Source organism: Fibrobacter sp. HC4 (genome assembly GCF_023373925.1).
Taxonomy (GTDB): domain Bacteria; phylum Fibrobacterota; class Fibrobacteria; order Fibrobacterales; family Fibrobacteraceae; genus Fibrobacter.
This window is the reverse complement of sequence record NZ_JALCZV010000011.1, coordinates 1-24,579: the sequence shown is the minus strand read 5'-3', so window position 1 is coordinate 24,579 and position 24,579 is coordinate 1. Positions and strand designations below refer to the sequence as shown.

Here is a 24,579-nt window from a genome sequence, read left to right as displayed (position 1 = left end):
TTCCTGGAGGCTTTTTCATTTGACGTCCAAACTAATCCTTGACACACCGTACCGAATAGAGCACATCCGCATCAAAGAATTCTTCCACGATGGAAATTCCGAAATGGGAATTCCTGAGGACGTAGGTGTAGGAACAGTCGATGATGCCTTCGTCACCTTCACCGCACTCGTCTACAAAGGTATCGCTCCAGATAAAGGAATTATCGGCATTGTAGACGACATCGTCCTGTCCCCCAAAACTGCCTGCGAATTTCAAGTCGAATCCGTTTGCGGACTGGAGGTTCTTGGGACCAAGCTTCAGAAGGGCATCCAGTTCCCCCTTTACCGGAAGGTGCCAGCCGTCGGGGCAAATTTCACGAGCTTCTTTCCAGCGGTAGAAGCGTCCATAGGTGGCGCAGTCGTCGCCATTAAAGCACTTGCTTCCCGGAGTCTTGAAGTTCAGATTCTCCGCCATCCAAACTTGTTTCCCCAGTTTGACGGTCTTGTATGACGTCCCGTCCCTTTTATCTACAAGGGTGCCCGCAAAGCACAGGGCCGTCAGCAACGAAACCCCGGCCATGACGCGGGGCAGAGACTTCAAAATCCGAGATGGTTTCCAGGTCATGGAGCAGCTCCTTTTCTTTGAATAAATCTAGATTCCATCCACCCCATAAAGCAAGACGTTCCATTCTGATTTTTCTACATTTCTCGCTCCATGGAACAGGAATTTTTGGAACAGGAAGATTACGAAGTCCGCATTGGAGCCTTCAACGGCCCCATGGACCTTCTGGTGTACCTTGTCCAGAAGAAGGAAGTTCCCCTGGAACAGATTTCCATTGCGGAAATTGCCGACCAGTTCTTGAAATGGGTGAACGTCTATAGCGAATCCACCAGCATGGACCTTTCCAAGGCAGGCGACTTTTTGTCGATGGCCAGCCGACTGATGGCGCTGAAGGTGCAGGAACTTTTGCCTGCCGAAGAACGCGACCCCGAAATGGAAGCGGAATACAACGAAGACCGCGAAGCCCTCATGAAGGAAATGCTGGAATACCAGCGATTCAAGCAGGTGGCCAGCGGCCTCCAGGAAATGGAAGGCAACAACTTCGGTACTTATTCCCGCGGCCGTCTCGAAAAGACCCAGTCCGACGAAGACACCCTGGCCGACGCCAACATCTGGCAGCTTTTCCGCGCCTATCAGAAGAGTCTGAAGACCAAGATTTCCGAGACTATCCACCACATCGAACTGGATTACGTCACCATTCAGGACCGTCAGCAGGCAATCAACAATTACCTGAGCGTCAATGGTCGCGCCCTGTTCGAAGACCTGCTGGACAACGACTCCCACCCCATCGTGGCAGCCGTTACCTTCATGGCTATGCTGGAGATGATCAAGACCGACGAAATCGTCTTTAGACAGAGCGAACTTTTTGGACCGATCTGGATTTACCGCAAGAAGAACAATGCTGATTATGCCGACGAAATGGCTCGCGAGACCGTGTTCTTCAGCAAGGATCCCGACGTCAAGCCCGGCCTTGTGGAAGCCATCCGTAACCAGGCATTGGCCCGCTCCCAGGAACAGTCTGTGGGAGACTTGGCCGCTGTCATGCGCGAAGCGGTGCAGTGGACCAACAACGGCCGCAGCGTTTCTGACGAAGACTTGACCGCCATGCTGGAAGGCAAGGTGGATATGTCCGACGTGCAGGAAAATCCCTTCGCCGAAATGATGAAGGCAGACGAAGCCGCCGAACAGGCCATGAACGGCATGCCGCAGGAAGGTACAGCACCGGCTGCAGAAGCCGCGGAAAATGCACAGGCCGCGGAAATGGTTAGCGAGCCCGCAGAACCGGCACAAGCCGCCAACGAGTCCATCGAAGAACCGGTCGTTGAACGTCTCGCAGAATTCGCAGACGACGAGCCCACCGAAACTGCCGCAAGCGAAGACCTTGGCGACGAGTTTGAAGATGGCGAGTTTGAAGATGATTTTGAAGACGGCGATGAATTCGAAACCGCAGAAGATGAAGAGGATGACGCCCCCGTCGTCGTAGTCACTTCCGCCGACGATGACGAAGAAGAGCCTGCAGAAGAGCCTGTTGTCGCCAGTGCAGCGGAACAACCCGACGCAACCATCGCAAAGACAGAACAGCCTGCCGCAAGCAGCGATCCGTCCCAGATGTCCGACGAGGAATTCGCCGAGTTCATGCGCAAGGCCCAGGAATTCTACAACAACGGCGGTCAGGGCGAAGCCCCGGCAATGCCCATGCCAAAGCCTACCCAGGCCCCTGCCGAACCCGCCGTCAAGCCTGTCGAGGAGCGCCCGGTTTCTGAGACGCCCGCAGCACCTGTCGCACCGGCCCCGGCACCCGCAGACGAAAAAGAAGATGAGGACGAGGGCCCCATCTTCGCTGGCAACGAAATGACCGATGCTGAATATATCGCCTACCTTACCCGCAGTGCCAAGAACTTCGGCAAGAAATAATCCTCAAATTCACGAAATTTGAAAAACTACTAACCAAGCGAACAAATTCTCCAGCATCGGTAAGTAGTTATTTAGTTTATACACAATAAAATTCCGTATTTCGGGACAAAATTTCATTTTAAATTTGAGAATTAGAGAATTTCACAATCCTTTTTCATTCCCAAATGCGATTTTTCGACATTCTTCCGCCCAATTTCAATTACTTTATACAAAACAATACGAACCAAACAGCGATATATATGCCATTTGGTTCGTAAGAATCGCATTTTTCAGCATTTTTGACTGAATGCAGCCAACAATCGTCGCGGCAGTATGACGAGCTAATCGTCGCTACGGCCGCCCAGCAGCCCGGCGCGGTAAGCCCAGTACAGCAACTGCATAATGGAACCGATAGCGGCCGCCACATAGGTAAGGCCTGCGGCAAAGAGCACTCCGCTTACCGTATTGTATTCGCGACCCTGGGCCACGATGTCCATGCGGGCAAGAGCCTTCTTGGCGCGGGCAGAGGCGTCAAATTCAACCGGAACAGTCACCAGCGTAAAGAGGGTGGCGATGGCAAACAGCAGAACGCCAACGATAGCCAGGGAGTACCCTAGGGCGCGACCGGCACCCATCAGGATGATACCGATAATCACAAGCCACGGTCCCAGATTGGAACCGATGTTGGCGGCGGGCACGATGAAGCTGCGGAGCCACAGGGGGAAATACCCCTGTGCATGCTGAATAGCATGGCCCACTTCGTGGGCGGCTACGCCAGCAGCGCTTGCATTCCTGCCGTAAAAAACTTCCTTTGAAAGGTTGAGGGTCTTGTTCAGCGGATTATAGTGATCCGAAAGAAAACCTTGATGCACATGTACAGTCACATCGGTAATGCCAGCATCCATAAGGATCGCCTTGGCCACATCGGCACCGGTCAGGCCGCTGGAAATATTCACTTTCTGCCCTGCGTTAAAGCGGGACTTCACCATCCACGAAACAATGCCGGAAAGGGCAAGGGTTACCACCAGGATGGACATATATAGGGGATCAAACATCATATTTTATACCTCTACCCTAAATGTACAAAACGGGGAGCCCATAAACACGGCCCGCGTCATTATTTTTTCGTAAGTGGCTACATGTCGCCAGTCTTCAGCGGAGTCTTGTCGCGAATGCGGGTAAGCACCAGCCCCAGCAGCATATAGAACACTGCCTGCAGCGCCAGGGGGTACAGCAAGGCCGAAGCCTCGTAAATGTCGGCACCACGCTGTTGAATGCTAAGCCAGGCCGGTACCGCAAAAGTGGAAGGCAGCAAAGCCGACAGCCCCACCATCCAACTGGGAACAAGGTAACTGGGCCAGCTGAAATTCGCCAGGAACAGAATGGGAATACTCATGTAGAGGAAAATCTGCATACTGGTTTCACGACGGAGGAACACCTGGGAAAGCACCATGCCGAAATTGATGGTGCTAAACAGAAACACCACGGCAAAGGCAATCATAGGTAGGAGTTGACCGCGACGGGGGAAGTCAAACAGATTATAGACCACGAAATGGTAGAACAGGATAAAGCTACAATAGTGCAAGAAGTACGCCAGGGAACGACCAAAATAGCGGTAGGGCAACTTCTCATTTTCTACAGCGGCTTCGCGATATTTCTTGCGGAACTTGCGGTGGGCACGGGCACCACCCAGAACACAGATACCGATCACCAGAGTCTGCTGCAAGATCAACACCAATACACTGGGAACCACGTAATTGGAATAGCTACCCGTGTTGTTATACAACGTCTGGATGCTCAGGGGCGTAGGGTCGCGCATGGCCATGGCCTTGGCGGCAGGCACCTTCTTTCCCAAGGCAATACGTTTCACCTTGGTAGTAGCGCCAACAGTCAAGGCACAAGTGGTAAAGGCGGTTCCGATATTTCCGTGGAGCATCACGTAGGCGCCATGGGTGAACACATTCACGTTCACACTGCCGCCGTTGCGCAAGGTCTTTTCCATGTCCTTGGGAATAACCATGAAGCCGTAAATCTTTTCGTCGGCAAGAGCTTCTTCCGCCTCACGCATATCAGAGAAGATATAGCGCACGTCGATCTGCTGGGCCGATGCCGACATCTGTGTCAGCTGGCGAGACATAACCGTATGGTCCATATCCACCACGGCCACAGGCACCTTGGACACCGTCTGGTTCATGTAAGGCGTGGGATAATAAAAAGCATACAGGATACCGGCCACCACCAACAGCAAGACAGCGGCAGCATCCGTGTAGAAAAGTTTCCATTCAGCAAAGGCAACCTTGATGAGTCGGGCAAACAATTCAAACATTTATTTAGCCTCCTCCATCTCGTCGCCCATAATGCTTACGGAGCGCAGGTTAAGTTCCCGTTCACGTTCAGCCCTCTTTTTCCAGCGAGTAGACAGCATGAAAACTGCAAGCAGATGCCAGAAGAGAGCCATCCCCAAAAGAATCTCGATGGAATTCCAGGCATGAGCCTTTCCTGCAGCCCCAAGCAACATACAGGACTGCACCTTCAGAATGTGAGTCAGAGGCAGGCAGAAGGCAAAGCAGCGAACGGCAAAGGGCATAGCCATAATGGGGAACGTCTGACCGGCAAAGGCAAAGGCAGGGCCCGCAATCACGCCAGCCGCACTGGTAGACATGCGCATGTTTCCGGTAAGGCCAACAAACGCCGCACCGACACCATTACAGGCAAACACCATGGCCACCTGGCCACCGGCAGTCATAATGAACTCGTCCAAGGTCATAGGCGCCATAAAGCGGTGGGTATAGGCATAGACACCGATCATGGCCAAAGACTGGACAACACCCAGCGGAAGCATTGTTGCAAGCCACAAGATGGTGCGGGAATTACCGGCAGCAGCCAAATATTCACGTACGCGATGGTCACGGAAAGTCAAGCTGAACAAGTACACGGCTGCAAGAATACCTGCCAAATGGAAAATGGCCGTCACAAGCCCCATTCCCAGAAAGCCCTGATAGTTTCCGCTGGTATTTCCTACAGACTGTAACTGCACCTTAACCGGGTCGTCCATGGACTTGGTAAAGACGCCAGCCCCCACAGAAGAAACCACCGTACGGATTTCCTTGGTGGCAAAGGAATTGGTCAGGTAATTCTGGCCACTGGAATAAACAGGAACCACCGGTGTTTCCAGGCGCAGCGCACGACGTTCCATGTCATAGGGCAGCACCACGAAAGCCTGAAGGTCACCCTTTACAATGGAGTGTTCACATTCGCTAAAGTCATGGCATTCCAAGGCCACATCCAACACCGGGTTGGCCTTGAATCCGGCCTCGATCTTATCGGCCAGCTGACTACGGTCCTGCTTGATAATTCCAATGGGAATGTGCTGCAGGATTTCCGCCGAGAACACATCCACCATAAAGACAGAGGTTCCTACAGGCAAAATCAGAAGCACCAGCCACAACACCAGATTGTGGCCGAAGTAAACTTTGCGAACCGCTCTAAAGAAATTCCGAAACACTAGAACCGTCCAGCCGAATTACTGAATCTGTTCCACGGGGAAAAGGACACTCATGCCCGGGCGGAGATTTTCAATCTTCTTGGTGGGGCGCATGCGGACTTCGAAAGACTTCAAGTCGAAACCGCCACTTTCCTTGGAGCTGCGCCAGGTGGCATAGTCACCCACAGAAGCGATATAGCTGACTTCCATATCGATATGAGCCGCCAGTGCGGGAATATACATCATGAAGACCTTTCCCTTGGAGACATTCTTCAACATGTCTTCGCGAAGGTGGAATACTGCCCAGGAATCTTCCAGGTCGGTTACGGCCACCACCGGCATACCGGAGCCAACCACTTCGCCTTCTTCCACCAGCTTCACAGAAACTTCACCTGCAATGGGAGCGCGGATCTTGGTTTCTTCCAGGTAGGCATCCACTTCGGCATTGGCGCCCTTAGCCTGAAGCACCAGGGCGTTGGCGGCAGCCTTATCTTCGGAGCGGGCACCGGCAAGAGCCTGGTCATACTGAGCCTTGGCGGCATCGGCGGCAGACTGGGAAGCCTTCATCTGAGTTTCGGCCTCGTCACGTTTCTGCAGCGGGAGAACGCCTTCGTTATAAAGTTTCTGAACGCGGTCGTAAGTGCTCTTTGCCAAGTTGGCGGCATCCTGAGCGCGATCGGCCATGGCCTTCAAGGCGGTAATATCTTCGGAGCGGGCACCATTCTTGGCCTTGGAAGCCTGGGCGCGGGCAGCACCGAGAGCACCCTGGGCCTGCATCTTCTTGGCCTCGATTTCAGGGCTGCTGATAATGGCCACAATGGCATTCTTTTCGACCATATCCCCTTCGCGGAAGAACAGACGTTCCACACGGCCAGGAACCTTACCGGCCACCAGAACGCGACGGGCTTCCATCTGGCCCTGCAAATAGGCATCGCGAGGTTCGGTAGCGAACTTCTGCAAAGTCGTTACGCCCAGGACAATCAGAGCGATGAGGGCGGCAACAACAAAAAACTTTCCTAAGAACTTGATAGCCTTCATTTGTCATTCTCCATTTCTAAAATCTTCGTGGTAAAACTTACTGTGCAGAGGATTCTGCAGCAGGTTCAGCAGACGGGGGTACAGGTGCAGCGGTTTCTGCAGCAGGTTCTGCAGCCGGGGCTACAGGTGCAGCAGTTTCTGCAACAGGTTCTGCAGGCGGAACAGAGGGTTCAGCAACCGGAGCCGCAGTCTGAGCAGCGGGCTGAACTACAGGCAATACAGGCTGAGCCGGGGCTGCCACAGGTTCAGAAACCTTGGCCGGTTCAACAGGAGCCTGAACGTTAGCCATCATCTCTCCGGCGTTACCCACTTCACCACTGGCTTCCAGCAAGCCAAGCCATGCAATCACGGCATCGTAATGAGCCTTCAAATCGGCCACCTGCAAACGGGAAAGTGAAAGTTCAGCATCCACCACATCGAGGCCCGTAGCAAGGCCAGCCTCGTAAGCCAAGGTCTGGCTACGATGAGCTTCTTCTGCAAGTTCGCGGGTCTTCTTCAAGCTTTCCAGGCGGCTCTTGGCATGTTCCATTTCACGCCAGCGCTTTTCTACCAGCAGCTTGATATTATCCATGGTCTGTTCTTCCATGCTGGCCAGGGAGCGATCCAGAGCCTTGGCGTTTGCCACCTTGGAACGGGTTTCGCCACCCTTGAACAAATCCCACTGGAGCTTGGCGCCTACAGCCCATTCCGGCTCCAGAATGGTCAAATCCTTGGTATAAAGTTCCTTGTAGGCGAACAAGGCGATCATAGGGTAATAATCACCCTGGGCAGCGCTAACCGCATCCTGTGAGCGCTTACGTTCGGTACGCAGCTGACGGAGACCGGGGTGCTTATCCAAAGCCAAAGCCTTGAACTCTTCCATAGAATGGATATTCTCGGGAGCAAGAACCGGAGTTGTTGCAGTCAGGCTGGTATCGGTATGCAAAAGGCTTGCAAGAGCCATGCGGGCCAGAGTCTGATCGCGGTAGGAATCTTCAACAGCATTCTGGGCTTCGGCCAAAGCCACTTCGGCACGGAGGCGTTCCGCCTTGCTAATCTGGCCGCCCTCTTCCAATTTTTTTGACCGCTCCAGATGTTCTTCCAGATTCTTCTTTGTATCCTCTCGCATGATGGTCAATTCTTCGGCCAGACGCAAGGTGAAATACTTCGTAGCCACGTCCATCAGGACCGTATTCTGAGCCATGTCGAAGGCAGCCTTCTTGGCGGTCACATTTTCCTTGGCGGCGTCGTAGGCGGCGGTGCGCTTGAAACCGGTAAACAAGGGCCAAATGGCAGTCAGACGAGCGTTAAAGAAAACGTCGTCCTGAACCTTCATCTCGAAATCCCTGGATTCCTTGATCTGGTCGGAAGTGGCCTTCTGGTAAGTTTCGGCCTGCTGAACGGCGGCGTTGTGAGCATCCCTGCTAGAAACCACGCCACTCCAAATATCTCCAGCCTTTTCATCAATAATGGTCTTAGCTTGAGCCTTGGCCTGAGTCTCCGTCAAACCGGCAGCCATCATCTGTTTGACAGCCCCATCATACAGTTCCCCATATTTCTTTTCGTAGGCGGCACTGTATGTAGAAATATAAGCCTTGGAATAAGCGGCAGTCCCTGCGATATCGGCCAAGGGTCCCTGCAAGGAACTCAAGTCAATGGTAATGGGATCGTTAATCTTGGTAACGCTGGCGGTCAAAGTCAACTGGGGCAAGAAGCGGGAACGAGCCTCGGTCTGACCACTTTCAGCCATTTCCACCTTGGCCTTTTCGGCCTTAATCTGGGAGTTACTGGATTTTGCCATGGCAATGGCATCAGCAAGAGAAATAGGCGTTGCAAAGGCAACGGCGCAAGACGACAATGCAATAAACAAGCTCTTATTCATACCACGTAAAAAATAATAAACTGGACTATGGTAAACCACATAGGTAAGCAAAACTTACGATATTTACGTTTTTACTACACAAAACTTACAACCTATGTAATAAATAAAAAAAGAAACCCAGTGTTTACCGCACTAGGTTTCCGCAAACTTTTAATGAAAAGTTAGATGGAGAACGTTACTTACCCAGGGTCGGTTCCGCTGCAGTCCAAGCAGAGGGGCCATAACCCATGGTGGTCAAATCCTTACGCTGCAAGCTATAACCCATGCCGTCAGCACTGGTAAGACCAGCCCATGCATCGGAATAGAGGGTTGCGTCATGCCAAATGTAGAAGTACTTGACATTCGAAGGATCCCGAGGGTCTTCTTCCTTGGCAAAGGGTTCCTTGACAGCGATAGTTTCACCACGGTTAGAAAGTTTACCGGTATAGGTGAAAATCTGAACGTCTGCAGGAACTCCATAGCTGGTACGAACAAGTTCCGGACCCCAGTTATCGATAGAGATATCTTCCAGATTTTCAGGAATCAACAGGATCCTGCCATGGGCAGGAATGACACTACCGGAAGTGAATTCGAAACCGATACCTTCAATCTTCCAGCCCCTATTCACCGTAGTGCTGAAAAGAGAAATGTCAGCGTCAGTAGCATTTACCAGTTCCATATATTCAAAGGGCAAAGCTCCCTTATCATCGGGATGGTAATGGATTTCATCAATATAGACGGAACCCAGCTTCAGAGCGGCATTCTTTTCACCCGGAGTGGCGCTAGCCAGGGGACCCTGGGCAATGGAACCGTCAGCAACATCGATCGTACCGCTGACACCTTCACTTGCGGGAATCCAGATGCTGGATTCCTGACCGGTAACAGTACCGTCTAAATAAATTTCACCACCAGTCTTTGCAACCACAAGTTCCTTATCAAAATCGTCAACACCATCCAGAACAAGATAACCGCCAGCAGGCACCACGCCAGATTTAATGGTCAAGGTATCGTTGCGACGTTTTACACGAACCCTCCATCCAGTCACATCTACAGCTTCAGAGCCAGAATTGTAAAGTTCCATCCAGGAATGATCAGCATCGCTGTCATAAGGCTTGACTTCGTTAATGCGAACCGTATTCACGGCATCGACACAGGCATCGTTGCCTACACCAGGAACGCCATAGTCAACAGCGCTGGCGCACCAGGAAACAGACTGGGCGGCAATGCCACCGGTATAGACCAGGGAACGGCCCTTACCATCGGCCAGGCTGGGCCAAGGAGGTTCGCTGCTGAAGGCGCAGGTAACGTCACCTTCACCACGGACCTTCACATTCACCACGCCACCTTCGTTAACCATCTTGCCGGTCATGTTACCAAAGACACGACCCGTAAAGGTGGGGTAAGTTTCCTTGAACTTGTCAATATCGTTGGTCACCACCACATACTCACCCTTCTTCAAGGGTTCAGCAGGGAAGTCGAAAGACACGTCGCCGCTCAGGTGCAGCAAGAAGTCCTGCATGTTGTCCATGTCCATACCGCCAGCGATATAGACTTCCACCCATTCCAGGGAAGAGCTATCCGGAGCGTTGTACATGATTTCGGAGCAGGCCATTTGAGGTTCATCCTTGTCGCTCAATGCGGAGCTAGACACCAGGACATCGGAACCAGCTGAAGTAGGAGCACTTGCGGAAGATGCAGGCACCAGGACTTCGTTTCCGTTATCGTCTACGGAAGTGATCATCTGAACGCTGGAACTGGATTCCGGTTCAGCGGAAGCACTATCATCGGAACAGGCGCTGAACATGCCCATGGCAGCCACGCAGGAACCGGTCAAAATAAGTTTCTTGATATCCATAGGAGACATCCTCTTTTTATAAAGCCTTAAGGTTTATATTACAAATTTTCTTCTAGGGTCTGGCCCAGCTTGGTCCAATAAGGGGTCTTGAAACGGCGGGGATTTTCATAAAGTCTCTGCCATTCAGCCGCAGCATTTCCAAACTTGGAGAATCCACCCTGTTTAAGGTTCAGGAACCGAATCAAATCGATCATCCAGTAAGGCACCTGGGAACAGGGGCACTTCAACTCCAGAACCGCATCACAGCCCGGCAAGAAGAACCTGGGAATTCCCGTGGTCTGCATATAATGGGGGTCCACCGTATAGTCAAAACCGTTCTCTTCGCGGAAACGCATGCCGGTATCGATGGTCACGCGGGAATATTCCTCGCGAAGGCCGAACCAGGCGCGACGCTTGTACTGGGTCAACAGACGGGGGTGAGCGCCATGCAGTTCTGTCTTATACAGAAAGTCCTTCAGATACTTACGATCCTTGTCGGTCTTGCAGGGCCATTCCTCAGGCTTCATATGCCAAACTTCGCCTGGATTGATTCCCTTGATGGTGGCGCGACTCTTATAGCAGATACTCTTGATCTTGCGCTTTACCTCAAAGTGGAACGTCCCATCCTGAGCAGGGTGTTCACCATAAGTGCGAATACGCATGTTGAAGCGGTCCAGCAACTGTTTCTTCTTCCAACCCAGGAAAGTCCACGTGGGAGAATCCAGGTACAGGTTGGTAATCCAGTAAAATCCACCGGGCGTAATCTTGGAGTAATAGTCCTCTTCGCAATAGGGAGCAATGAAGGCGCCGATCTTGTCGGCCCATTCCACAGGAATGTGGTACTTCAGCTCGAAGCGTTCGAGAAGGCTAAAACCGCGGGCTTCTGCCATATTACTTCAGGCCCTTCTGCAGATGGTTCATGGTTCCTTCCTGGGAAAGCACACCGGCATACATCAGCAATTCAAGATAACGGTTCAGCACTTCGGTTTCAAGCTTGATGGCGCGCATATCGCTTTCGATACCGCTTTCACGGGCACGCAGCAACAGCAGCGGGTCGGAACCGGCATTCTTTGCAAACTGTTCAAAGATAGAGCCGGCATTCACCTGTTCCACAAATTCCTTCTGGACCTTCCACTGGGCAATCAAGGCATTGATTTCTTCTACAATCTTGGTCACCTTCTGGTTCACGGAACGGACCACATCCATGTAGTCCCCTTCGGCATCCAGTTCAGCCACCTGGTAGCGAAGCTCGCTATCCTTGTTGCTGTCGAAGAACGGCAGACGGACACCCACATTCAAGAAGAACTTGTCTGCAGTCTTGCGGTTGTCATAATCGGGAACAAGAACGCTAGCCGTAGAAGTACAGTTCAACTGAGAGGTACAGCCTGTCTGGCTTGTAAATTCGTCCCTGTAATCTGCATAGGAACCTGTCGAGAATACATCATAGGCATCCAGATCCTTATACTTCTCCATCAGGGATTCCACCTTCATGGAGTAGCCGATACCTACATGGGAAATATAGTCGCGGCCCGAAGCCACATCCTGCCTGGCCTTGGAAGTTTCAGAATTCTTCTTGCCCAGAGCCTTGGCAATCTGCGGGAAGCTTTCGTCTACGGTAATGCCTTCCTGAATTTCCTTTTCCACTTCTTCCATGGTGGGGAGCCAGGAGGAATCCAGTTCCACGCCATCAAAGTCGGGCACCCACAGGCGGAGCTTTGCCTCGGCGTTAATCAGGGAAGTACTGTCGCTAATGAGTTCAGCCCTGAGGGAAGCTTCCTTTTCGAGGGCGGTCATCAGGTCCTGGGGATTAAAGCTTGCAGAACCGGACTTCAGGTGCATCACCTCGATACGGTCGGCATTCACCTGGTACTGTTCCTTGGTCAGCTTGTTCAGGCGGAGGCGCATCAGGTAATGGATGGCGCGTTCATAACGGTCATACATCAGCACGCCACGGTCTTCGGCCAGACGGGCATTCTGGTACTGGACCTGGGCGTCCCAGTGGGCACGGTCAGCGGCACCTTCGCCAAAAGCCTTGGGGGTAATGCGAAGTTCAAAGTCGTGCTGGGCAAAGCTGAAACCATCAAGCTTGTAGCGCAGTTCCAGCTTGTCCCAAAGCTTGGTATTCCTTTCACCACCGGTCATCTGGGCGCGCTTCTGGGCAGCCTGGTAACGAGGGTCATTGTCAGCGGACTTGATCAGCTGTTCCCAAGTAAGAGGACCTGCAAAAACGGATGCGGCAAGAGCCAGAGAAATTAACCCAAACTTTTTCATATCAAAAACCTGTTATCCAAAACGTTCTATTTCAAAAACGTACTATTCAGAAATCGTTACCATTTCACCAAGGAGGAAGTGATTGTCTGCCGGAATGGAGATGGTCACTTCGCGACCGTAAATCGGCATTTCGGGCAGTTTCCACATACGGGTGGGGAACGGAACGATACGGCTGGAAAGACCCACAACCTTACCTTCGATAGCCTTGCCGGTACCGCCCAAGGTACGAATCTTTACCTTTTCGCCCAGGTCCATACGCTGGTACATCTTTTCGTGGATGTAGCCGCGGACCAGGGTGGGAGACTTATGAGTCAAGGTCACGATGGGAGTAAAGCTGGAAACCTTTTCGCCGTCGCGAACATTCACGGAACCTACAACCCAGCTTTCCTTGGCGACCTGGATCAGTTCTTCCTGTTCCTTCTGGAGTTCAGCCAGTTCCTTGCGGAGGTTTTCGGCTTCATTCTTACCGGTAGTCTTCTGGAGGCGGCCGCTGCTCTTGAGCAACTTGATCTGTTCGTTGGCGTTGGCCTGGGCCACTGCCAGTTCGTTCTTCAGGCTCTTGATCTGCATGGCCATGGCGTCGTTGCCATCGCTGTCGCCGTTAGAATTCTTGAGGCTCTTCAGCTTAGAGGCGATTTCCTTGTTCTTCTTGTATTCAGTTTCAAGGTTACGGATTTCGGCCTTCAGGGTCAAGCTGCGGGTAGCGAGAGTCGCCTTGACTTCGGCCACCTTCTGGTCGATTTCTGCAGTAGAAAGATTGCTGCGGCCTTCCAGGGCGTCAAGTTCGCGGGTCACTTCGTTAATGCGCAAAGTCAAGTCGGGGCGGTTCAGCTGGACGATGGTGTCGCCGGCATTGATGGCCTGGCCAGGAACCACATGGACCTTCACAATTTCGGTAGCGCTAGGAACACTGATGGTAGTTTCGTCAGCTTCGGCAATACCCTGGAACATGGTAGCCTTGCCCTGGTAAACCATACCCAGGACAATCACCACCAGAATGCTCAGGCACCAGGCATAGAGCAGCTTGTACTTGTAGACGTGGGCCACACCGGGATTGGTTTTGTGGGTGTTCCAGAAGTTATCGAGAATTTCTTCAATCTTAGACATCTTTTACCCCTTACATTTCCGTGGTGGCGTCTTGCATCATGAAACTAATGTCAGAAATGCCTTCTACAGCAGAAAGTTCCTTCAGAATCTCTGCAGCAGGACGGTTGGCACGGAGACGGACCTGGTAGGCGCAATCCACACGGGCACCGCCATCAACCTCGCGCATGGTAATGAGCACGTAGGTCTTGATGTTCTTGCGCATGATATCTTCGATAGCCTGACGGGGAGCGGATTCATTGGGCATGGCAAAGCGGAGCATGCCGTCAAAGAAGTGCTTGGTACCCAGACCGGTACGGGAAAGGAGGAAAGCTACAGCGCAGAAGGCCAAGGTACCGCCGGCTGCAGCACCCCAGGCGTACACACCGCAACCGATACCGGCGCCCAGGGAAGCGAAAATGAACATGATGTCGCGGGGGTCCTTAAAGCTGGTTCGGAAGCGAACCACGGAAAGGGCACCCATCATACCAAGACCACGTCCTACGTTATCACCGATGGCAGACATCACCATGGCGGCCACCACAGAACTCAGGACGATACCCTGAACAAAATTACGGGAATAGGACAGGCCAAGGAAGGTCTTTTCGTAAGTCCAGGCAATAACGGAAGAAAGAATAAAGGCCAGAATAAGAGTGTAGGCCAGAGTAATCAGAGAAGCGTTGGCTGTGCCGGACTGGACAGCTAAAAGGTCTAACATAAAGACTCCGTTGGTTTACTGTATTTTTGCCCCCATAATTTACCTTTTTAAGCCCTAAATTTAAGGGTTTTTGTGTAAATTCGGCTGAACAAAGCAAACCAAACAGCACCTTTGAGGCCATTTTCGGGAATAAATCACCTCAATTTTTCAAACACCAACCGTAATATAATCTAAAAAATCAGTTAAAACGCCCTATTTGCATTTTTTTACGTCCGCCTCGTTCGGATACGAGAGCCTCGATCAAGAAGAGGAGGGCGGCAAGACCCAGGAAAATCTGGTAACGGTCCTGGTAGTTTTCCATACGGTCGCTGGCCTGTTCCTTCTTTTCGAGGGATGCGATTTCGGTCAGCACCTTCTGGAGCTGGAACTCACCGGGACTGGCATAGAAATACAGGCCGCCGGTGACGCTGGCGATTTCCTGGAGGGTTCCGTCTTCAAGGCGGGTAGTCACAATGTTACCCTGGACGTCCTTCTTGTAGGCCACTTCCCCATTGCGGCTGGGCACGGGAATAGGCACGCCTTCGCGGGAACCGATACCGATGGTATAGATGCGGATCCCCATTTCTGCGGCTTCCTTGGCGGCATTCACGGCGGCAGCTTCCAGTTCTTCACCATCGCTCATAAGGATCATGACGGAATACTGGCCACCAGTGCCGGCATTCCTGTACAGCGACATACCCTTGCGGATAGCGTTTTCCAGATTGGTGCCGGGCATGAGCCAGCCGGGATTCAGTTCACGGAGCATCATCTGCACGGTACCGTAATCCAGAGTCAGGGGAACCATGACCTGGGCTTCGCCGGAGAAGGCCACCAGACCGACGCGGTCGCCGGAAAGGCTTTCCAGGAAGGCGGAAATCTCGTGACGGCTGCGGGTCAGACGGTTCGGCTTGATGTCTTCTGCCAACATGGAAAGGGAAATATCCTGAAGCAGCACCAGATCCAGACCGCGACGTTCAATATGTTCCATCTTACGGCCCCACTGGGGTCGAGCCAGAGCCACAAACAAGAAAGCGATGGCCAACAGCAGCAACAGCACCTTGGCAAGTCTACGCCAGGGGGACACCGAGGTGGAAAGCTTCGGCAGCATGGAAAGAGAGACAAAGCGGGCAGCCAGCTTCTTGCGACGGTGATAGGCGTACACAAAGAGCAAGGCAAACAGCGGGAGGGTCAGCAAGCCCCACAAAAACATCGGTTCAGCAAAACGCATGGCAAATAGTTAAGAGTGAATAGTGAATAGTGAACAGTGAATAGTGAAGAGGTCTTTTGACGTGTCATTCTGAACTTGTTTCAGAATCCCATGAATGCACGAGACCCTGAGCGCCCTCAGGGTGACGCCAGGCGCCTCCGGCGCGATTATAGGATCTTGTATCTGAATCCTGCCTCACGGGATCCTCACGAATCTTGTGTTGGCGAGGAGCAGTTCCAGCAAGATCAACAGGGCGCCAACTAACAACCAGGGGTAAAACTTTTCTGCATAGCGGGCATAGGCCACCGTCTCGATTTCTGTCTTTTCCAGTTCATCGATTTCGGAATAGATCTTTTCAAGTTCGTCCTTGTTCTCGGCGCGGTAGAAACGGCCGCCGGTCTTCTGGGCAACAGCCTTCAGAACATCTTCATCGATACCTTCTTCGGGGGTAATATCACGTTCGCCCCAGCTAATATCCCCTGTCCAGGGGTTCTGCTGGAAGGCCAGAATCTTGCCATTGCGCTTACCCACGCCAATGGTATAAACCTTTACGCCCAGGGATTTGGCCACTTCGGCGGCACGAACCGGCGGAATCACGCTGGCGTTATCCTTACCGTCGGTCAAGAGGACCACCACCTTGGACTTGGCCTCGGACTTTTCGAGTCGTGCCAGGGCGTTCATCAATCCATCACCGATAGCGGTACGGCCGGCAATAACGGAATCCTTGGCCAGTTCATCGCTGGCGCCCAGGATTTCAAGAAGGCTCCCGTAATCCAGAGTCAGGGGGCACTGGGTCATGGCGCGGGAACCAAAGGCCGACAGGCCGATACGGTCGCTATGGCGCTTCTTTATAAAGTCTGCGATGACCTCCTGAGCGTACCCCATACGGCTATACTTCCAGTAGGCTCCGGTCTTCAAAATTCGTTCGGCATTCATGACCCCAAGTTTTGCCTGTTCGGCGCGGGTCAACATATCCAAGGTACCCATGGAGCCCGAAACGTCCAAGGTCAGCATGATATCGACGCCATCGGTAGAGGTGTATTCCACTTCCATGGCATTCTGGGGGCGGGCCAGGGCAAAAACAAAACAGCAGAGGGCAGCCAGTCGCAGGGCCGGCACAATGTGGCGGAACTTGACACGACGGCTGGGGACCGCCTTCTTGGCGATGGACAGGGCAGGGAACTTGATGGTACTCTTGCGGCGTCTATTGCGGTAGATATAAGAGGCAATAAGAATAGGAACTAGAAGCAGAAGCCAGAAGGCCTCGGGATTCTGAAAATGCAAGGTACCGATATCCATAAAAAACTCCAAATGACATCAAATATTCGTTTAGCGGTTCATAATATACAAAAAAAGGCCCCCCTACTTACGTAGAGAGACCTTATCTTAAAAATCAGCTCTTAAAAAAGCTTAGAATTTAACCACAGTCCAGCTTACGGGCTTTGCTTCTTCGGGGTTTGCCATGCCAGTCTTGTTCTTGGGCAGCACGTAGAAGGAAACCTTTTCAGCAGAAGTGATAGAAGAAGGCAGGTTAGTCAGAGTTTCAGAGTAGCTGGTGGAAGACGTGTAGGTGAACTGGACGAAATCGTTGGATTCGTCGGTCTTGTAGTAGATTTCGTAGGTATCTACATCACCAGTGGGAGCCTTCCAGGTCAGGTTCAGGTTCATCATGGCCAGGAGTTCAGAATCGCTATAGCCATAGTCTTCTTCGTATTCAGGATCATAGCCGGTGGTATCCACAAAGACCTTCAAGTTGGAGACCTGACCAGGCAGGGCAACGGAACCGATGGTGAATACGTCAGAGTAGACAACCTTGCCACCTTCCTTGCTGTAGGCAACACCGTTAACGGTGTAGGAAGCGTCATCGCTCCAGCTACCGGAAACCGGTTCGATAACCACAGTCTTCTTGTCCTTAGACAGAGACTGGGTGGTAAGAACAGCATAACCGTTACGCTTGACAGTCCAGTTGTTCAGCAGGGAGTCTGCATCCAGAGCGGTAGAGAAGGTCAGTTCGATGTTCTTGTCGGTATCCATCTTGCTGAGATTGCTGCTCAGGAAGTGAGGAGCCTTGGAGTCACGCTTCAGGACCAGCATGTCCATATCCTTGGAAGAACCGGTACGGACACCCACAGCGGAAACGGAATTTTCGGGAATGTAGATCTTTTCGTCGATGGTAGACTGAACAGTTTCGATGCTAAACTCAACCTTTTCGGCCACGTCTTCGAACTTGTAGGAGCCATCCTTGCCAGTCTTCATTTCGATTTCAGACGGGAAGATGGAAGCTTCGGGGTAAGAAAGGATCACGGTCACGTTCTTGGCCGGATTCAGGTTGCCAGTTTCGGCATCGCGGTAGTAGACGTTACCGGAAACGGTGACGCCAGCCTTGTACATGGGAATGGTCTGCACCACGTCAGGAACGCGGGACACGTCGTTTGCACCGGTTTCTTCGACGCTGACATAGGAACGGACAGTTGCGTAACCGCTCTTGGAAACTTCGAAGATGTAGCCACCGATATCGTTATTGTCAAAAACGACATAACCGCTGGAATCAGTCTTTTCGGTTGCGGCACTGTACTGAGAGCGGACAGAAGCACCAGCGACCGGAGTGTTGGCATCGCCATCCATCACGGACAGGGTAATCTTGCCCTTGCACTTGGCTTCTTCAAAAGAATTGACGACAGTGTTGTCGGAGCAGGCTGCGAGCATAGCAATAGCAGCTGCGGGAACGAGAATCTTTTTCATATTTTCCTCTTTAGGTTAAATCCCCTATTGGACTCGCATACAATATAGCATATTGCGTAAGATTTTTATTGCCTTTTCGTCAATTCCACAAACCTGATTTAAGCCTTATTGAAAAAATCCAGAATTTTTTGCTTATACTCGTGATTTTCGTCATAGGCGGCATGGCCCAGCCCCTCATACATGAAGAATTCGCTGGGGACGTTTTCGGCCTGGAGCTTGGCAAAAATCTTTTCGGAAGCAACAGTCGTGACTACGGAGTCATTACCGGCAGCGATCACATAGACCGGACACCTGATCTTGCCCAAGTCATCGTAAGTATCCACTCCGGCACAGGCGGCAGACATAATGGAAAAACGATGCATTTCTTCGGGAGTCACACCGGAATTCATTTTCAGCAGCACCTTGCGCCAGCGATCCACGAATTCCTTGCTGAAGCAGTTGTCGATGAAGGAATTCACCAGTTCCTCGGCACGGCCTTCAATAGCCATGTCGGTCCAGCCACCGATACATTCCAGCTGGCGGGGTTCCGCACGGGAAAAGGAAGAACCAAGTACCAGCTTACGGATCAGTTCCGGATGGTTGATGGCCATGTACTGGGCCACCATGCCGCCCTGTGACGAACCAAAAACGTCAGCGTCCTTGATTCCGAGAACCTTGAGGGTTTCGGCCAGGTCTTCGGCCATTTGCGAAATGGGGTACACTTCCGGAGGGTTCTTGATTCGATCAAAAAGGTAGCAGGTATAGTCCTGCTTAAAAATCTTATAGCCAACTTCAACCGACGAAGCCGAGTTCAACACATTCTTGAGGCTAAGACCAGGAATAATGATGAACGTCTTGGGGCCATCACCAAACTTAGCGTATTCCATTTCAAATTTTTCGGTTTTTACCGATAGGATTTCTGCCATAACGACCTCCGTAAGGAGCACAAATATAGTAAATTCAGAACGTCAAATTTTTATTTTCGGTCCATCATGAAATTTCAGCATTTTACATTCAATCCGTTCGGCGTGAACTGCTTCGTATTGAGCAACGAACAGGGCGATGCCATCCTTATCGATCCCAGCGTTTCAAACACAATGGAACAGCAGACATTGGACAAGTACATCAAGGAGAATAACCTGACGGTGCGAAGGATGCTGAATACCCACCTGCACCTGGACCATGTGCTAGGCAACGCCTTCGTGGAACGCACCTACGGCGTAAAGGCAGAAGCCCACCAGGAAGATGAATTTCTTTTGGATCTGCAGGAAGAACAAAGCGAACTTTATGGGTTACCGTTTGAGGATCCCGCCCCCGCCCTGGGGGACTATATCGCCGAGGGCGATACAGTGGAAGTCCCCGGAGTAAAACTCCATGTCCTTCACGTGGCAGGCCACTCCCCCGGCGGCGTCGCATTCTACTGCGAAAAGGCTTCACTGCAGTTAGCTCCATCAAAAAGCATCGAGGTTCCGCTACTGTTCTCGGGAGACATCCTCTTCGCCGGAAGCCGCGGACGCTCCGACCTTTTCGGAGGCGACGATCACGCCCTGGTAACGGGAATCAAGAACAAGCTGTTGACACTGCCCCCAGAAACCATCGTACTCCCCGGCCATGGTCCAAGCACAACCATCGAAGAAGAAAGAAAATCGCAATTCTGAGCGAAGAGCGGGGAACGATGAGCCGTGAGCGACGAGCTAGATAATCGCGCCAACGGTGCCTAAGTTGTTAACTCATATCTCGTAAATGATAATTTTCTCTAGGCGATAGGCTTCAGGCGTTCAGGGTCTCGTGCATTCATGGGATTCTGAAACAAGTTCAGAATGACACGTCAAAAGATCTCTTCACTATTCACTGCTTACTTCTTCTCAACCACTTTCCCCAGGGGGGTCTGCATTTGTCGGCGGAAGTTGGCGTAGATGCTGGGAGAGGTGATGTGGTACAGCGATTCCTTCACCATGGTCTCTACGTTAAAGGCCAGGGAATCGAAAACGTACTTGTAGCTTTCGATGGTATCGTCGAAGCCGATGACATAAGGACGGGGGTAGCCCTTGTCGCTATAGATGTCCAACAAGGTCAAGGCCACCCAATCGTTAGAACACACAAACGAATTGAGGGTCGCCCCATCCAATAGCCGTTCCACCATGGCACGCAAATACGCCTGGGGAGTGACGCCCTCTTCGGCGGCCACATCGGGAATATCAAAGGGACTGGCAAAGCGGTCATCCACCAAAGGCAAAACTTCCAATCCAGAAATTTCCAAACCTTCCATTCGGGCCTTAGACCAGAAGCTGTTATGGAAGGGCGAAATAAAATGCACCCTCTGCAAGCCCTTGGACTTCAGGTGTTGCGCCACGATAACGCCCGCTTCCTTACCAAAGGCCACATTGTAGAACGCCCACTTCTTTCGGTTCTGTGTCGTCTTGGGAACATCATTGGGGGAATACTCCCACCACACCGAAATGGGGCCCGTGAACTTTGCAAAATGATTGAACAGGTTCGAGGGATTGAACACCAGCCAGGTCGACAGGAATGCACCCAGACAGTGAACGTCATCCCTGGGAACAAAGGGGCGTCCATCCGAAGCAAACAGGGTATCGCTGGATTCGTGATAGCCTACGAAATGCACCGCGATTTTCTGTTCCGCTGCAAACTGGGACATCATGCGGAATACTTCGGTTTCACGTTCCGCATCGATCCTAAAATGGCCATGTTCATCGGAACGGTGGACGAAAATAATGTAGTTGGAAAATCCGACCGGACGTTCTTCGTTAAAATAATACTTGGCCCCCACCTGGCGCAGCACGCCGCGGGCCACCTGGGCGCTTAAAAAATTCTTGACGCTGTAGGGCGAAACCTTGTAGCGGATCGACAGTTCCTTAATAGAAGGCAAACGTTCGAAGGCATTCAGGAATCCCGCTTCCAGGTCTCTGGCGAACTGGGCTTCCACTACGGAATTGGTATCGCTCTTGGGAACCGACATGGCCACGGGCAGATCGCCCCAGAAACAGCCCTTGCCCTGATAAGACTTGATAAAGCCCTCGTCCGAAAGTTCCCTATAGGCCTTGTGGACGGTAGCGGTAGAAAGCCCCAACTGGGCGGCCATCTTACGAACCGACGGCATCTTGTCGCCATCGTTAAAACCGGCTGCGGCAATGGACTTCTTTACGTCTTCAATTAGCATGTCTATTCCCTCTTTCACCCTAAACTATAATAAATTTATACGAGCATGCAGCAGAGCAAGGGAAGAATTTTGTGGATTGACGAGTTCAAGGGATTCGTCCTGTTACTGGTGTGCCTATTCCATGTGGAACAGTCCTTCAAGAATATCGACTTCGGGATGTTGCACCTGAGCGCCATGCGCATGTCCGCCTTCTTCTTTATTTCCGGGGTGCTGTTCAGTACCCGCCGATTCAAGGATTTCAAGAGCTACGCCCTCCACAAGACCGAAGTGCTGCTCCTCCCCTACATCTGGCTTTCGCTGCTGTTCCTGGCCCTAGATCCTGTGGTATGGAACTTTGACTGGTTCCCCCGAGCCCCCAAGATGCAAGTATTGACAATCCGGCCCGAAATCCACACCCTCAAGGATTATGTAGGATGGAACCTGGCCAAGATATTCGTGGCGGGGAAATCCAGCGTCGGGTCGGGACCCATCTGGTTTGTATTTACGTTGTATTCCATCAGCCTGATGTTCTTTGGAGTGCAAAAAACCAGCGTCATTCTGAGCAACGCGAAGAATCCAGTCCTTCAGAAAATAATTGTAGCCGCCGTTGCCGCAAGCAGTTTAATCGCTGGTTGGTTGCTTTTCAAAAACCACATCCGCCTGCCCCTGGGAATCGAACGTGACCTGACCTGCCTTGCCTTCTTCGCCCTGGGCAACCTCTGTAAGGAAGCCATCCAGAAGTTAAGCAAGCATTCCCTATTGACTTTCTTTTTAACGATTGCGGCACTAGCCCTCTACATCTATTTTGAAAAGCCAGATCCCTGGTTCAGCATCATGAACAACGACCTGGGAAAAGATTTGCCCCAGTTCATATTGAGTTCCATTTTTGGTATTTTGACGCTGATCGGGGCCTTCCAACTTTTTTCAAAACTGCCGGATTTAAACGTCCTGCGCATCGTCAAGGGAATCCTGCGGAACATCTCCCGGAACGCCCTGATCATCCTGGCGGTTCACTGGTGGGCGCTGCTGGTGTTGCGAATCGTATTCAAGCCTCAGCTAGACAAACCTATTATCGCCTACCTCTCGATCCTGATCGTAACCGCATTCTCAATCGGAGCCATTCCCCTGTTCCGCTGCAAACTCTACAAAGTCATCGGCAAGGAAAAGACAACCGTCAAGGAAAGCCTGAGCATTAAGTGAGAATTCATATCTCGTAACTCATATCTAATCTACAGTGCTCTTAGCCAGGCCATGAATTTTTTGCTGTCGGGGTCACCGATTTTACTTAGGTTTTCTACTTGTTCAAATAAGCATCTGTAAGCGACAAGGCAGTTCTTGCGAGACACGGCGTACTCGGTGCTATTCTTTTTTGAGGTGTTGTTATCCAGGGCCTTACGGCACTGAACATATTGATTATATTCCCGCAGCAAGGTAGCCACCCGTTCATCCATGGCCACTTCCTTCAGCTTTTCCATGGGAATGGCAGACGCGATCCGCACCGCATTTACAATGGTCGCTTTCACTTCTACGACACGATACCCCCACACGGCATCATCAAAGGCTTCTACAAGAGTAGACACCAGTTCCTTGTGTTTGGAGCTATTATAGCGGGCAAGCGATTTTACGCCCAGTCGACATATTTTATATGCATTTACAATATTCCAACGGCATTGAGCAAGATTCAAATTCTTGGGAACCAGGATAACTTTGGACAACGCAGAAACTTGCGCTACATAGTTTTGAACAGCATGGGTAAGCAAGGGATTGGTAATCATCTTTGCGCCCTCACTGATTTCAAGATGTTGCTTCAAAAAAGAAATCATCCCCATGTCACTAAAGTAATTAATCTTTTTATGATTCATGCTCCATAACCTTCATTTACTCAAAATATAGAAAAAGCTTATGCTCAACATTTGCATAAATTAATCATACTTTATATTTACTAAAAGCCACCATTTGTATACAAGCGCACAAAAAGTTCCGCTAATTTACTATTACACCGGCACATTTCCATGTAAAAGTTCTACGGATTCACATTTCGTATTATGCATTCCCATGTGTTCATGACTCAAGACTACTATTGCACACATACATTCCCATGTAAAAGTTCTACGGACTCACATTTCGTATTATGCATTCCCATGTGTTCATGGCTCAAGGCTACTATTGCACACATACATTCCCATGTAAAAGTTCTACGGACTCACATTTCGTATTATGCATTCCCATGTGTTCATGGCTCAAGGCCACTACTGCACACATGCATTCCCATGTAAAAGTTCTGCGTACTCACATTTCGTATTATGCATTCCCATGTGTTCATGGCTCAAGGCCACTATTGCACACATACATTCCCATGTGTTCATGGGTCAGGGCAACTACTGCACACATGCATTCCCATGTGTTCATGGGCCAGGGCAACTACTGCACACATGCATTCCCATGTGTTCATGGGTCAAGACAACTACTCCATCGCCCCACACCCATGTATTCATGGCTCGGAGCCCTATACTATTCAGAGTGTATAATAAACAAATATTTTTTAGTTAGACTTTTAACAAAAATGCTTATTTTTCTTTATATCACCTGCATTCTGGGCCATTCCAAGAACAGCTTCCTTTAAAAGCGACATCATCAAATTTTCTAGAGCATCACTGCCGCCAACCAGATACACAGCCAACGCAAGCGGAATAACATCACTATAATCGGATACAGACTTTGTGGATGGCGGAGAACCTTAATTTTGACAATGGTTCTCCCTGCGCCAAGGAATCCTGTTCAGAAAAAGGTCGAGAATACACCCCGATGGA

The 24,579-nt window shown here is 51.2% G+C and carries 20 protein-coding genes; 3 read left to right on the top strand and 17 right to left on the bottom strand.

Going from position 1 to position 24,579, the window contains the following annotated elements:
* Nucleotides 1-31: 31 nt before the first annotated feature.
* Nucleotides 32-604 carry an FISUMP domain-containing protein gene (locus tag MMG03_RS08565; protein ID WP_249506102.1) on the bottom strand — a complete coding sequence of 191 codons (573 nt, stop codon included), beginning with the start codon at nucleotides 602-604 and terminating at the stop codon, nucleotides 32-34.
* 90 nt (nucleotides 605-694) lie between these two features.
* On the opposite strand from MMG03_RS08565, the gene MMG03_RS08560 reads away from it, so the two are divergent.
* Complete coding sequence (locus tag MMG03_RS08560) at nucleotides 695-2,455, top strand: segregation/condensation protein A (protein WP_249506101.1); 1,761 nt, start codon at nucleotides 695-697, stop codon at nucleotides 2,453-2,455.
* A gap of 320 nt (nucleotides 2,456-2,775) precedes the next feature.
* Here MMG03_RS08560 and MMG03_RS08555 read toward each other — a convergent pair whose 3' ends face one another.
* From MMG03_RS08555 to MMG03_RS08490, 14 genes are all read right to left on the bottom strand, one after another.
* Nucleotides 2,776-3,492, bottom strand: coding sequence for a zinc metallopeptidase (locus MMG03_RS08555; RefSeq protein ID WP_083539733.1), 717 nt, complete (start codon nucleotides 3,490-3,492; stop codon nucleotides 2,776-2,778).
* A 77-nt stretch (nucleotides 3,493-3,569) separates the two neighbouring features.
* Nucleotides 3,570-4,760, bottom strand: coding sequence for an ABC transporter permease (locus MMG03_RS08550; RefSeq protein ID WP_249269388.1), 1,191 nt, complete (start codon nucleotides 4,758-4,760; stop codon nucleotides 3,570-3,572).
* Complete coding sequence (locus MMG03_RS08545; RefSeq protein WP_249506100.1) at nucleotides 4,761-5,939, bottom strand: ABC transporter permease; 1,179 nt, start codon at nucleotides 5,937-5,939, stop codon at nucleotides 4,761-4,763.
* Between the two features lie 18 nt (nucleotides 5,940-5,957).
* Complete coding sequence (locus MMG03_RS08540; protein ID WP_249506099.1) at nucleotides 5,958-6,956, bottom strand: HlyD family secretion protein; 999 nt, start codon at nucleotides 6,954-6,956, stop codon at nucleotides 5,958-5,960.
* Nucleotides 6,957-6,993: 37 nt separating this feature from the next.
* Nucleotides 6,994-8,817, bottom strand: a complete 1,824-nt coding sequence (locus MMG03_RS08535) for a TolC family protein (protein ID WP_088665966.1) — start codon at nucleotides 8,815-8,817, stop codon at nucleotides 6,994-6,996.
* A 175-nt stretch (nucleotides 8,818-8,992) separates the two neighbouring features.
* On the bottom strand, nucleotides 8,993-10,651 hold the full coding sequence (locus tag MMG03_RS08530; RefSeq protein ID WP_249506098.1) for a lamin tail domain-containing protein: 1,659 nt from the start codon (nucleotides 10,649-10,651) through the stop codon (nucleotides 8,993-8,995).
* Nucleotides 10,652-10,689: 38 nt separating this feature from the next.
* On the bottom strand, nucleotides 10,690-11,520 hold the full coding sequence (locus MMG03_RS08525; protein WP_073158733.1) for a polyphosphate polymerase domain-containing protein: 831 nt from the start codon (nucleotides 11,518-11,520) through the stop codon (nucleotides 10,690-10,692).
* 1 nt (nucleotide 11,521) lies between these two features.
* Complete coding sequence (locus MMG03_RS08520) at nucleotides 11,522-12,901, bottom strand: hypothetical protein (protein ID WP_073158730.1); 1,380 nt, start codon at nucleotides 12,899-12,901, stop codon at nucleotides 11,522-11,524.
* 42 nt (nucleotides 12,902-12,943) lie between these two features.
* Nucleotides 12,944-14,008, bottom strand: coding sequence for an HlyD family secretion protein (locus tag MMG03_RS08515; RefSeq protein WP_101479845.1), 1,065 nt, complete (start codon nucleotides 14,006-14,008; stop codon nucleotides 12,944-12,946).
* A 10-nt stretch (nucleotides 14,009-14,018) separates the two neighbouring features.
* A complete protein-coding gene (locus tag MMG03_RS08510) occupies nucleotides 14,019-14,702 on the bottom strand; it encodes a DUF4956 domain-containing protein (protein ID WP_073158725.1) in 684 nt (227 codons plus the stop codon).
* Between the two features lie 178 nt (nucleotides 14,703-14,880).
* Complete coding sequence (locus tag MMG03_RS08505) at nucleotides 14,881-15,909, bottom strand: VWA domain-containing protein (protein WP_073158723.1); 1,029 nt, start codon at nucleotides 15,907-15,909, stop codon at nucleotides 14,881-14,883.
* 174 nt (nucleotides 15,910-16,083) lie between these two features.
* Complete coding sequence (locus MMG03_RS08500; RefSeq protein ID WP_073158720.1) at nucleotides 16,084-17,187, bottom strand: VWA domain-containing protein; 1,104 nt, start codon at nucleotides 17,185-17,187, stop codon at nucleotides 16,084-16,086.
* 111 nt (nucleotides 17,188-17,298) lie between these two features.
* Entirely contained in the window at nucleotides 17,299-18,630 is a 1,332-nt protein-coding gene (locus MMG03_RS08495) for a fibronectin type III domain-containing protein (protein WP_073158717.1), read from the bottom strand.
* 98 nt (nucleotides 18,631-18,728) lie between these two features.
* A complete protein-coding gene (locus MMG03_RS08490; protein WP_249506097.1) occupies nucleotides 18,729-19,535 on the bottom strand; it encodes an alpha/beta fold hydrolase in 807 nt (268 codons plus the stop codon).
* Between the two features lie 66 nt (nucleotides 19,536-19,601).
* Between MMG03_RS08490 and MMG03_RS08485 the strand changes: the two genes are divergently transcribed.
* Complete coding sequence (locus tag MMG03_RS08485; protein WP_073234425.1) at nucleotides 19,602-20,267, top strand: MBL fold metallo-hydrolase; 666 nt, start codon at nucleotides 19,602-19,604, stop codon at nucleotides 20,265-20,267.
* 197 nt (nucleotides 20,268-20,464) lie between these two features.
* Here MMG03_RS08485 and MMG03_RS08480 read toward each other — a convergent pair whose 3' ends face one another.
* Entirely contained in the window at nucleotides 20,465-21,790 is a 1,326-nt protein-coding gene (locus tag MMG03_RS08480) for a GntR family transcriptional regulator (RefSeq protein WP_073285430.1), read from the bottom strand.
* 45 nt (nucleotides 21,791-21,835) lie between these two features.
* On the opposite strand from MMG03_RS08480, the gene MMG03_RS08475 reads away from it, so the two are divergent.
* The gene (locus MMG03_RS08475; protein WP_249506096.1) at nucleotides 21,836-22,969 is read left to right on the top strand and encodes an acyltransferase; all 1,134 of its coding nucleotides are present in this window, start codon (nucleotides 21,836-21,838) and stop codon (nucleotides 22,967-22,969) included.
* A 29-nt stretch (nucleotides 22,970-22,998) separates the two neighbouring features.
* Here MMG03_RS08475 and MMG03_RS08470 read toward each other — a convergent pair whose 3' ends face one another.
* Nucleotides 22,999-23,631 carry a hypothetical protein gene (locus tag MMG03_RS08470; protein WP_073158694.1) on the bottom strand — a complete coding sequence of 211 codons (633 nt, stop codon included), beginning with the start codon at nucleotides 23,629-23,631 and terminating at the stop codon, nucleotides 22,999-23,001.
* Nucleotides 23,632-24,579: the final 948 nt, after the last annotated feature.